This window comes from Methylobacterium sp. J-067 (genome assembly GCF_022829465.1).
In the GTDB taxonomy this organism is placed as follows: Bacteria; Pseudomonadota; Alphaproteobacteria; order Rhizobiales; family Beijerinckiaceae; genus Methylobacterium; species Methylobacterium litchii.
The window spans coordinates 1-10791 of record NZ_JAKSXZ010000121.1 but is presented as its reverse complement, the minus strand read 5'-3'; the positions used below and the strand labels follow the sequence as shown (position 1 = coordinate 10791).

The window sequence follows — 10791 nt, the reverse complement described above, 5'->3', positions numbered from 1 at the left end:
AAGGACGAAGAACAGCAGCAGGTTGAGGTTGCCGAGGTCCATCAGGAAGGGCTGCACCGCCACCAGCGCCCCGGCGAGTCCGAGGCCGGTGGCCAGCGCGGCGAGCGTCACCTTCCAGTCGGCAGTTTCCAGCAATCGGATGAGGGCGATGAGGAGCATCAGCCCGAAGCCGACCGGCAGGGCGGCGGCGCGCCACGCGTTGTTGAGTTCGAGGGCAGGCGTCTGGACGAAGGCCTCCTCCCCGGCGAACTCGTAGGCCGGGTGGAGGACGAGGCTGACGAAGACGAGGCCCGCGACGAGGGCCAGCGTCTCGAGGAAGGCGCGGGTGCGGGGCCCGGCCATGGCGACGAGCGCGGTCATGCGCATGTGCTCGGCCCGGCGGAAGGCGACGACGGCGCCGAGCATGGCGAGCCAGAGGAACAGGATGCCGGCGAGTTCGTCCGACCAGATCAGCGGCTCGTGGAAGACGTAGCGGCTGACGACGCCCGAAAGCAGCACGCCGATCTCGGCGAGCACGAGGAGGGCGGCGGGGATCTCGACGAGCCAGCCGATGGCGGTGTCGAGGCGCATCAGCCAGCCCCGGGCCCGCAGGGGCGGGCCATCCAGGCCGAGGCCGGGGGAGGCCTCGACCGCCGCGATGTCGATCGCCATGGCCATCCCCCTCAGACCAACTTGCCGGAGACGGATTCGAGGTGGCTCCAGCCGGCTTCGCCGAACTTCGCCTTCCAGTCCTTGTAGTAGCTCGTCTTGGACAGGGCGTCGCGGAACAGGGTGCGGTCCACGTCGATGAAGCCGATGCCCTTCTCGGTGAGCGTCTGGCGCAGGGATACGCTGAGCTTGGCGACGTCGGCGCGCTGGTCGGTGGCCGAGCGGTCGAACTCCCGCGAGACGATACCGCGCAGGTCTTCCGGCAAGCGCTGCCACGCGCGCTTGTTGCCGAGGATCCAGTACCCGTCCCAGACGTGGCCGGTCATGCTGCAGGTCTTCTGCACCTCGTAGAGGCGCGTCGTCGCGATGATCGGCAGCGGATTCTCCTCGCCCTCGACCACCTTGGTCTGGAGCGAGGAATAGAGTTCGTTGAAGTTGATCGGCGCGGCGCCCGCGTCGAGCGCCTTGAACAGGGAGGTCAGCATCGGCGCCGGGGGGACGCGGATCTTGAAGCCCTTCAGGTCCTCCGGCTTCCTGATCTCGCGGGTGGACGAGGTGATCTGCCGGAAGCCGTTGTCCCAGACCTTGGAGATGGTGGTGATCGGCGTCTTGCCGATCTCGGCGCGGACATACTCGCCGAGGCCACCATCCATCGCCTGCCAGACCGCGTCGTAATCCTTGAAGGCGAAGCCGGTGTTGGGCAGGCTCGCCGCCGGCACGAAGGTCGAGAGGATCGAGGTGGCGAGGTTGAAGAACTCGACCGAGCCGTTGCGCACCTGCGCCAGCAAGTCGGTGTCCGAGCCGAGCTGGTTCGCCGGGAAGAGCTTGATCTCGAGCCGGCCACCCGTCGCCTCGCGGATGCGGTCGATGGCCTCCTGGGCGCGGATGTTGACCGGATGGGTCGGATCCTGGCCGGTGGCGAGCTTGTAGGTGAACTCGGCCGCCTGACCCGGCCGGGTCAGGATGCCGAAGGCCGGAACGGTGGCCGCGCCCACGAGGAGCGCACGGCGGCTGAGGCGAAGGTCCCGCATGGTTTCACTCCCTGGTGGTTGGAACGGGGCCGGTTTTCCGGTCTCCCGCGTGGGTCAGCGTGTCGGGCCGTTGAGGGCGCGGTAGGCGCCGATCACCTGGCTGTCGTCGCGGGCGCCCTCCCCCCGGCCGGAGGTCGAGAGGAAGAGCTGATGGGCGAGGCTCGCGAGCGGCAGGGCCGCCTTCGCCCCGCGCCCCGCCTCGAGCACGATGCCGAGGTCCTTCACGAAGATGTCGACGGCGCTGGTGACGCGGGGCTCGTCCTCCAGCATCCGGGGTCCCCGGTCGCGCAGCATCCAGCTCGACGCGGAGGAGCCGGACAGGATCTCCAGCACCACGGACAAGTCGACGCCGACCTGTTCGGCGAGCGACAGCGCCTCGGCGGCGGCGGCGATGTGGACGCCGCAGAGCAGTTGGTTCACCGCCTTGACGGTGGCCCCCTGCCCCGGCTCCGTGCCGACGTGGAAGACCTTGTCGCCAAGGCGGTCGAGGACGGGGCGCAGGGTCGCGAGAACCTCGGCCGGTGCCGCCATGATGCTCAGCGTGGCGGCCTCCGCCCCCACGACCCCGCCGGAGACCGGCGCGTCGATGAAGGCCCGGCCGGTCTGCGCGACCCGCGCCGCGATGGCCACGACGGCCTGCGGCGGGCAGGTCGCCATCAGCACCACCGTCGCGTCCGGCGCGAGGGCATCGAGGCCCCCTTGCGCGAACAGCACCTCCTCGGCCTGGGCCGCGTTCACGACCATCAGCAGCAGGGCGTCGGCCCCGGCGGCGGCGGCGGGGACGGTCTCCGCTTCCTCAGCCCCGGCGGCCACCAGGGCCGCCCGGCTCTCCGGCCGGATATCGTAGCCCCGCACCGGGAAGCCGGCGGCGACGAGGTGGCGGGCCATGGGCATGCCCATGGCGCCGAGCCCGACGAAGGCGATGCGGCTCACAGCCATTCCCGGATGCTCCGGGCCATGGCCTCGGTGGAGATGCCGTAGCGGTCGTGGAGCGTCGGCAGGGCGCCGGCATCCAGGAATTCATCGGGCAGGCCGACCTGCCGGAAGCCGCGATCCGGCATCACGCCGTTGCGCATCAAGAGACCGGCCACCGCCTCGCCGAGGCCGCCGATCACCGTGTGGTTCTCGGCCACCACCACGAGGCGCCCGTCCTTGCGGGCTTCGGCCAGGATCGTCGCCTCGTCCAGCGGCTTGATCGTCGGCACGTGGAGCACCGCGACATCGATCCGGTCGTCGCCCAGCGCCTGCGCCACCTCCAGCGCCCGCATGGTCATCAGGCCCGACGAGATGATGAGCACGTCGCGCCCGTCGCGGATCGTCTTCGCCTTGCCCCACTCGAAGGTGTAGCCGTACTCGTCGAGCACCAGCGGGACGTTGCCGCGCAGCAGCCGCAAGTAGACGGGACCCTGGTAGGCCACCATCGCCGGCACGACCTGCTCGATCTCGTGCGCGTCGCACGGATCGATGATCGTCATGTTCGGCATGCCGCGGAAGATCGCGACATCCTCCGTCGCCTGATGGCTCGGGCCGTAGCCGGTGGTGAGGCCCGGCAGGGCGCAGGCGATCTTGACGTTGAGGCTCTCCTCCGCGATCGCGAGGCAGATGAAGTCGTAGGCCCGCCGCGCCGCGAACACCGCGTAGGTGGTGGCGATGGGCGTGAAGCCCTCCCGTGCCAGCCCCGCCGCCGCGCTCATCAACAGCTGCTCGGCCATGCCCATCTGGTAGAACCGGTCGGGATGGGCCTGCGCGAAGATGTGCAGGTCGGTGTACTTGGCGAGGTCCGCCGAAAGGCCGACGAGGTCGGGCCGGGACTTGGCGAGTTCCACCAGGGCGTGGCCGAACGGGGCCGCCCTGGTGCGCTGATCGGGACCGGCCAGCGAGGCGATCATCGCCGAGGTCTTCAGGCCGCCGCCCTGGCGCGGCGCGGGCTTTTCGTATTTCGAGCGCCTCATTGGCCCCTCCCCTCGTCCAGGATCTTGAGCGCCTGCTGCCACTCGTCCGGCTCGACGCGCAGGAAGTGGTTGCGCTCGCGCTGCTCCAGGAACGGCACGCCCTTGCCCATCCGGGTGTCGCAGATGACGATCCGGGGCTGCGGCCCGGTGTGGTTGCGGGCCGCGTCGAACGCCGCGACCACGGCGTCGATGTCGTTGCCGTCGACCCGACACACGAACCAGTTGAAGGCCTCGAACTTCGGGGCGAGCGGCTCGAAATCGAGGACGCCGCGCGAGGCGCCGTCCGCCTGCATCCCGTTGACATCGACGATGCCGATCAGGTTGTCGAGCTTGTGCGAGCCCGCCGACATCGCGGCTTCCCAGGTCGAGCCCTCGTCGAGCTCGCCATCGGAGAACAGGTTGTAGACGAAGCTGTCGGATTGCTTCCGCTTCAGCCCCAGCGCCATGCCCACCGCGATGCCGAGCCCGTGGCCGAGCGAGCCGCCGGTGATCTCCATGCCCGGCGTGTAGGCGGCCATGCCCGACATCGGCAGGCGGCTGTCGTCGCCGCCATAGCTCGTCAGCTCGTCCTCGGGGAGGATGCCGGCCTCGATCAGCGCCGCGTAGAGGGCGATGGCGTAGTGGCCGATGGACAGGCAGAACCGGTCGCGGCCCTCCCATTCCGGGTCCTCCGGCTTGTACCGGAGGGCGTGGAAGTAGCTTACCGCCAGCACGTCGGAGATGCCGAGCGCCTGGGCGATGTAGCCCTGGCCCTGGACCTCGCCCATCAGCAGGGCGTTGCGGCGGATGCGGTAGGCCCGCTCTCTCAGGGAGACGTTCGAGCCGGCGCGGGTGGGTTCGGTGGACATCGGCGCCTCCCGGTCAGTGGATCAGCATCCCGCCGTTCACGTCGATCACCGCGCCGGTGATGTACGAGGACAGGTCGGAGGCGAGGAACAAGCAGGCGTTGGCGACGTCGTCGGCGACGCCGAGGCGGGCGAGCGGGATGCCCTTGGCGATCTCGACCTTCAGCTCGGGGGTGAGCTTGCCGCCGGTGATGTCCGTTTGGATCAGGCCGGGGGTGACGGAGTTCACCCGCACGCCGTCCGGGCCGAGTTCCCGGGCCATCGCCTTCTGCAGGCCGAGCACGCCGCCCTTGGCTGCCGAGTAATGCGGGCCGCCGAAGATGCCGCCGCCGCGCTGCGCCGAGACCGAGGACATGCACACGATCGACCCGGATTGCTGCGCCCGCATCCCGGGGATCACCGCCTGGCTCATGTAGAGGGTGCCACGCAGGTTCACGTCGGTGACCGCGTCGTAGTTCTCCGGCCCGATCTCCATGATCTTGAGCGGTTGGGTGATGCCGGCGTTGTTGACGAGCACGTCGATCCGGCCGAACCGGGCCGTCGCCTCCTCGGCCGCCGCCTGGCAGGCGGCCTTGTCGGTGACGTTGCAGGCGAGGCCGAGATGGCCGGCGCCGATGTCGCGGGCGGCTTCCTCCGCTTGGCCGGCATCGAGGTCGAGGATCACGATCCGCGCGCCATGGGCCGCAAAGAGCTTGGCGGTGGCCTTGCCGATGCCCCGGGCGGAGGCCGCCCCGGTGATCAGGCACACCTTGTCCTCGAGCAGTTTCATACTGTCCTCCCGGCTGTTTTGTGGCGCTTTTGTTGAACGAATACTGCGTCCGCCCGCCGGGCTATGGCAAACGCGAAATCTGCAACTGCAGATGAATCTGGCTCAACCCAAACCGATGAATTCGCGTCAGGTCAGGCTCGGATCGAGCGGGATCGACAATTCCTCTGCGAGCCAGCGCGCGAAGACGCGAAGTGGCGCCCGGCGTCGGGAGGCGGCCGGGAAGACGAAGTGATGGGCGACATAGCGCAGGTCTACGGCCCGGCCCGCGAGGGGGGCCACGAGGCGGCCGGAGGCGAGCTCCCGTTCCGCGAGGCGGGTCGATTCGAGAGCGATGCCAAGCCCATCCGCGGCGGCGACCAGGGTCAGAAAGCTCCGGTCGAAGCGGAGGCCCGCCGTCGCGGGGACGGCGAGGCCGTTCGCCTCGAACCAGTGTGGCCACCGCAATTGCTTGTTGTCGCTCTGGATTAGCGTCTGGCCGATGAGGTCGGCGGCGCTGGCGATGGCGGCGCGGACCGGATCGCAGAGGGGTGTGAGGATCTCTTCGCCCAGCGGCATGCGTACGACCCCGTCGCCACGGGGTGGCCCGTAGACGATGTCGGCATCGAAATCGTCGTTGGTGAAGCGGGCATAGTCCATCCCGGCCGCCAACCGCACCTCGATGCCGGGATGCTCACGCAGGAAGCGAGCGAGACGCGGCGTCAGCCATTGAGCGGCAAAACTCGGGGCACAATGCAACCGCAGCAGTTGCGAGCCCCGGCTCGTCACGAGATCGAGCCCCCGGTCCAGCACCTCGAAGGCGCGCCCCACGTGGTCGAACAGGGTCTCGCCCGCAGAGGTGAGTGCGACGCCCTGGCCGGTGCGCTCGAAGAGGGCGACGCCCAGTCCCTCCTCGATCTTGCGGATGGCATGGCTGATGGCGCTGGTCGAGAGACCAAGGTCTTCGGCTGCCGCCTTGAACGAACGACGGCGGGCGGCGGCTTCGAAGATCCGGATGGCGGACAGGGGAATGACCGGGCGCATCACGCCACTTTCCTCGCCAAGCCGGTCCGCAGCAAGGTCACGAGAGCGGTCCCGACCGCTGCCACAGACCGTACGCCGTCCCTGCCTCGCCGGTTACTCCCGAGCGATGGGCCAGCCGGGGGACCCCAGGCCTATCCGTCAAGGCTTGTCCGCCTTTTCGGGGGAGCGGGTCAAAGCAGTCGTTCCGCTTTCGGCCAGTTCCTCTTACGTCGGCGGTCGTCACGAAATGGCCAGGTCGGGTGGGTTTCAGCCTGTCCGCTTTCGCGCGCGAAGAGGCTGACGCGGACGCAAGATCAGCTCTCTTTCAATTCATGCTGGCTCGGCAGGAACATTGTCAGGATGCCAAGAGCTGGCAGGAGCGAGCAAACCAGAAATACGAAGCGGATGCCCTCCCAATCCGCGAGTGCGCCAAGCATGGCCGCGCCAATCCCACCGATGCCGAAGATGAAGCCGAAGAACAGTCCCGAAACCATTCCCACCCGGCCCGGCATCAGCTCCTGCCCGTAGACCACGATGGCGGGGAAGGCCGAGGCGATCACGAACCCGATCACGATGCTGAGCAGCCCCGTGGCCGTCAGCCCAACATGGGGCAGGAGAAGCGTGAACGGCAGGACGCCCAAGATCGAGACCCAGATGACCAGCTTGCGCCCGAGCCGATCACCGATCGGGCCTCCCGCGACGGTTCCCGCTGCGACGGCGGCAAAGAAGACGAACTGATAGATCTGCGCGTCGCGGGTGGAGAGGCCGAAACGGTCTATCATGTAGAACGTGTAGTAGCTCGTGAAGCTCGCCAGATAGATGTACTTCGAGAAGAGCAGTGCGATCAGGATCGCCATGGCAGTCGACACCTGCTTGCGCGATAAGGTCGGATGCCGGGCCGGTGCTGCGCCCGATGGACGCTTGGCGTGTCCGTTCCGCTTGTACCAGTGGCCGAGCCCGGACAGGATGACGATCCCGCCGAGGGCGGCGAGGGCGAACCAGGCGAGCCCGACTTGGCCGCGGGGCAGCACGACGAACGCGGCCATCAGGGGCCCGAGCGCGGAGCCGAAGTTGCCCCCGACTTGGAAGAGCGACTGCGCCAAGCCGTGTGACCCTCCCGACGCGAGCCGCGCGATGCGCGAGGATTCCGGGTGGAAGATGGAGGAGCCGAGACCCAACAGCATCGCGCCGACGAGCAGCACACCGTAGCTCGGCGCGACGGCGAGCGTCAGGAGTCCGGCCATCGATGACGCCATGCCGACCGGCAAGGAATACGGCAGGGGATGACGGTCGGTGTAATGGCCGATGAAGGGCTGAAACAGCGATGCGGTGATCTGATAGACGAAGGTCATTAGGCCGACTTGCACGAAGCTGAGGGCCAACTCGCCTCGCAGGATTGGATACACGGCCGGCAGCAAGGCCTGCATCATATCGTTCAGCAGATGGCAGAAGCTCGCCGCCAATAGAACCGGAAACACGGTCCTTGGCTTGGTCGGGCTTATCGGGATGACTGGGGAAGTCTGCACGGTCCGCTCCGCCCCTGATGGAAGCCTTGTATTCGGTCGAGTTGCTGCATACAGCGCCGCGCGTAGGGCCTGCCACCAATGCCGGGCCGAGCACCTCCGTGAGTGGGCCAATGCCACGCCGGCTTCATATCGACAGCGTCGACCATGTGCCGCGCGCCATCGTCGCCATCGGCAACGACTTTCCGGACGGCCATCTCATCGCGCCCCACCACCATCGACGCGGTCAGCTCATCTCGGGCGCGTCGGGGGTCGTCGTTCTCTCGACGGCGTCGGGCACTTGGGTGATGCCCCCGCAGCGGGGCATGTGGATCCCGCCAGCCACCACGCATCACGTCCGCATGGTCGGCCCGGTGAGCCTACAGAGCCTCTATCTCGAACCCGACGCGACGGACGGCATGCCGACCCGCTGCCATGTGGTCGAGATCTCCCCCTTCATGCGCAGCCTGATGACCGAGGCCATGAAGGCTCCGCTCGCGTATGATCTCACGGGGCGTGCCGGGGTGCTGATGGACCTGATCCAGCACGAGATGCGGTGCTTGCCGGTCCTGCCGCTCTCGCTGCACTACCCGGCACAGGGCCCCCTGGCGGCGCGGTGCATGCGGTTCATCGATCGACCGAGCGTCCACGAGACCATCGACGACTGGGCCGGGAACCTTGGACTGAGCCGGCGCACATTTACGCGCCTGTTCCGCCGCGAGACCGGGATGAGTTTCGTGGAGTGGCGCCAGCAGGCCTGTCTCCTTGGCGCGATGCCGCGGCTGGCGGCGGGCGAACCGGTGACGACGGTCGCCATCGACCTGGGATACGAAAACCCGGCCGCATTCACGACGATGTTCAAGCGGGTCTTCGGTCGCCCACCTCTCGCCTACCTTGGTCTGCGAAGCGAACGCGGCAGTGAAGCGGAGGCTAAGCCAGGGTCCGCTTTCGAATAGCCCAAGCTACCTCCCGATTGGCTGGCTTGGGTCGGAAGCGGGAGAGCCGCTGTGGGTGGAAAGCGGCTAGATGACTGGACTATTCGATGCCTTCGAACGGATTTTTGTTGAGCAATCAGAAAGGCCGATGGTTTGCGCCCTTCGGCGGGCGCAGGTGCTTACCTTGGGTGGCGCGCGGGCATCTCTGACGCACAAATTCCTTGAAGGGCGGTCCACTCGTCGCCTGAGAGGATCGCTCGTCCCAGTGCGCCCGGACTAGCCTGCGCACGGATTGCTGCGGCCCGCTCGCGTGTGAGCGGGTGGCTGCGAAGAATGGCGAGTGCTTCACTCAAGCCCCCCTTCTCGTCCTCGGCGATGCGTTCGAGGATTTCGGCGAGGGCAGCGGCATTGCCACCTGCTCTCGTCATCAAATTGACCGCGAAGGTGTCTGCGGCCCGTTCCGCCTCGCGGCTATAGCCAGCTGAGAGCAAAGCGTTGCCGAGCCCGATGATGATCGTCGAACCCGTCAGATCACCCAGGACGAGGCTGAGGAGGAATGACGTGCCCGACGCCTGGATCAGCGAGCGGGTCGGGTCGCGCCCATGCACGTGGCCTAGCTGTCAAACAGCGTTGAACTTTGACCCTGGATCGGCGTCGAACTTTGACCTCTCTGGCGTGTGTGCCTCGACGCCCCTGATCAGACCGGCGTAGCGGGTCCGGGAAGCGCAGCCGGGCTGATCAGGGGTCCAGCAGGCGTGCCGAGTGTGCGGGCCTCAGGCGCGGATCTTGAAGCGCCAGCTCTCGTTGCCGGTCTCGACGATCTCGCAATGGTGGGTGAGGCGGTCGAGCAGCGCCGTGGTCATCTTGGCGTCGCCGGCGAACACGCTTGGCCATTCCCCGAAGGCGAGGTTCGTGGTGACCACGATCGAGGTGGTTTCGTAGAGACGGCTGATCAGGTGGAACAGCAACTGCCCACCTGACTGTGCGAACGGCAGGTATCCGAGTTCGTCCAGCACCACGAGGTCGAGCCGGGCGAGATGGTCCGCGATGCGGCATAGGCCGGCGAGGAGACAGACGATGGGACATTCTGCACACGATCCGGCCGTCAAAGGACGGCCGGCCTGGAATGCTGGCCGCAAACTTGGCGCCAAACGGGCCCTCAAACCTCAGCAGGTCTGGGCCGTCCGGTTCTGGCTCGACCGCGAACGGCGCACACGCGACCGGGCAATGTTCGACCTTGCCATCGACAGCAAGCTGCGCGGCTGCGACATCGTCAAACTTAAGATTGGCGATCTCGTAAGTGGCGGTCGCGTTCGTAGCCGGGCTATCGTCATCCAGCGCAAGACCGGCCGACCGGTTCAGTTCGAATTGCTCGAAACCGCACGAACCAGCATCCTCGCATGGCTGGAGGCCAGGAGTGGTACGCTCGACGACTATGCGTTCCCCAGCCGGCTCGACGGCGTCACGCACATCAGCACGCGGCAGTATGCGCGCCTGGTCGATGAGTGGGTCACGGGCGTCGGGCTGCGCAGCGAGGACTATGGCACCCATTCCCTTCGCCGCACGAAGGCATCGTTAATCTACAAGCGAACCGGCAGCCTGCGTGCCGTCCAGATCCTACTCGGCCATACCAAGATCGAGAGCACGGTCAGATACCTCGGCGTCGACATCGAGGATGCTCTGACCTTGGCAGAGGGAACTGAGATTTGAGCGTTCGGCCCCTCGGCTTTCGTGTCGAGGGGCTTCGGAACCGGTTCGGCAGCAAAGCGCCCATATGAGCCGTTCGACCTCAGATGGCCAGAGCTCCAAAGCAGACGTCATTGAAGGAATTGATCTTCCCGGAGATATCGTCCTTCCCCATGCCCATGGGTCGAACCATCTACGACTAGCTAGGGCACTAACTGAAACCCCGCTCATCCAGAATAAAACGATCCGGCGGCATCCATCGGGAGAGTCGCCGGATCGGTCTGGCCTCAGCCTGGCGCGAGGCCGAGGAGGGTGCCGAGGGGCACGGAGAGGGTGAAGCCGCCGTAGAAGCCGTCCTTCGGCCGCCGGGCGGTGAAGGGATTGAAGTAGGAGTTGCCGTTCACGAGATATTGGACGACGGGCT

General features: G+C 67.2%; 11 protein-coding genes and 1 pseudogene. 2 read left to right on the top strand and 10 right to left on the bottom strand.

Translation table 11 applies throughout. From position 1 onward, the window contains the following. The 8 genes from MKK52_RS17460 to MKK52_RS17425 form a co-directional block, all read right to left on the bottom strand. Positions 1–651 (bottom strand): TRAP transporter small permease (locus MKK52_RS17460; protein WP_243955942.1); only part of this gene is annotated, 651 nt, incomplete at its 3' end. Positions 652–662: 11 nt separating this feature from the next. Next, complete coding sequence (locus tag MKK52_RS17455; protein WP_243955940.1) at positions 663–1679, bottom strand: TRAP transporter substrate-binding protein; 1017 nt, start codon at positions 1677–1679, stop codon at positions 663–665. Between the two features lie 54 nt (positions 1680–1733). After that, positions 1734–2618: an NAD(P)-dependent oxidoreductase gene (locus tag MKK52_RS17450; RefSeq protein ID WP_243955938.1), complete on the bottom strand. Its 885-nt coding sequence runs from the start codon at positions 2616–2618 to the stop codon at positions 1734–1736. After that, positions 2609–3631 (bottom strand): transketolase family protein, encoded by a 1023-nt coding sequence (locus MKK52_RS17445; protein WP_243955936.1) that lies wholly within the window; start codon positions 3629–3631, stop codon positions 2609–2611. The genes MKK52_RS17450 and MKK52_RS17445 overlap by 10 nt, the downstream gene beginning before the upstream one ends. Beyond that, on the bottom strand, positions 3628–4479 hold the full coding sequence (locus MKK52_RS17440) for a transketolase (RefSeq protein ID WP_243955934.1): 852 nt from the start codon (positions 4477–4479) through the stop codon (positions 3628–3630). Before MKK52_RS17440 ends, MKK52_RS17445 begins: the two co-directional genes overlap by 4 nt. Before the next feature lie 13 nt (positions 4480–4492). Then, complete coding sequence (locus MKK52_RS17435) at positions 4493–5245, bottom strand: SDR family NAD(P)-dependent oxidoreductase (RefSeq protein WP_243955932.1); 753 nt, start codon at positions 5243–5245, stop codon at positions 4493–4495. 126 nt (positions 5246–5371) lie between these two features. After that, positions 5372–6265, bottom strand: coding sequence for a LysR substrate-binding domain-containing protein (locus tag MKK52_RS17430; RefSeq protein ID WP_243955930.1), 894 nt, complete (start codon positions 6263–6265; stop codon positions 5372–5374). A 293-nt stretch (positions 6266–6558) separates the two neighbouring features. Further along, on the bottom strand, positions 6559–7770 hold the full coding sequence (locus MKK52_RS17425) for an MFS transporter (protein WP_243955928.1): 1212 nt from the start codon (positions 7768–7770) through the stop codon (positions 6559–6561). A 110-nt stretch (positions 7771–7880) separates the two neighbouring features. Between MKK52_RS17425 and MKK52_RS17420 the strand changes: the two genes are divergently transcribed. Beyond that, positions 7881–8702 (top strand): AraC family transcriptional regulator, encoded by an 822-nt coding sequence (locus tag MKK52_RS17420; RefSeq protein WP_243955926.1) that lies wholly within the window; start codon positions 7881–7883, stop codon positions 8700–8702. Positions 8703–8860: 158 nt separating this feature from the next. Here the strand turns inward: MKK52_RS17420 and MKK52_RS17415 are convergent, their stop codons facing one another. Together MKK52_RS17415 and MKK52_RS17410 are read right to left on the bottom strand one after the other, a co-directional pair. Then, positions 8861–9289: a M48 family metalloprotease gene (locus tag MKK52_RS17415; protein ID WP_243955924.1), complete on the bottom strand. Its 429-nt coding sequence runs from the start codon at positions 9287–9289 to the stop codon at positions 8861–8863. Positions 9290–9454: 165 nt separating this feature from the next. Further along, positions 9455–9733: pseudogene (locus MKK52_RS17410) on the bottom strand (ATP-binding protein); the annotation flags it as partial. A 25-nt stretch (positions 9734–9758) separates the two neighbouring features. Between MKK52_RS17410 and MKK52_RS17405 the strand changes: the two are divergent. Next, positions 9759–10391 (top strand): tyrosine-type recombinase/integrase, encoded by a 633-nt coding sequence (locus tag MKK52_RS17405; RefSeq protein WP_243955922.1) that lies wholly within the window; start codon positions 9759–9761, stop codon positions 10389–10391. Positions 10392–10791 lie beyond the last annotated feature (400 nt).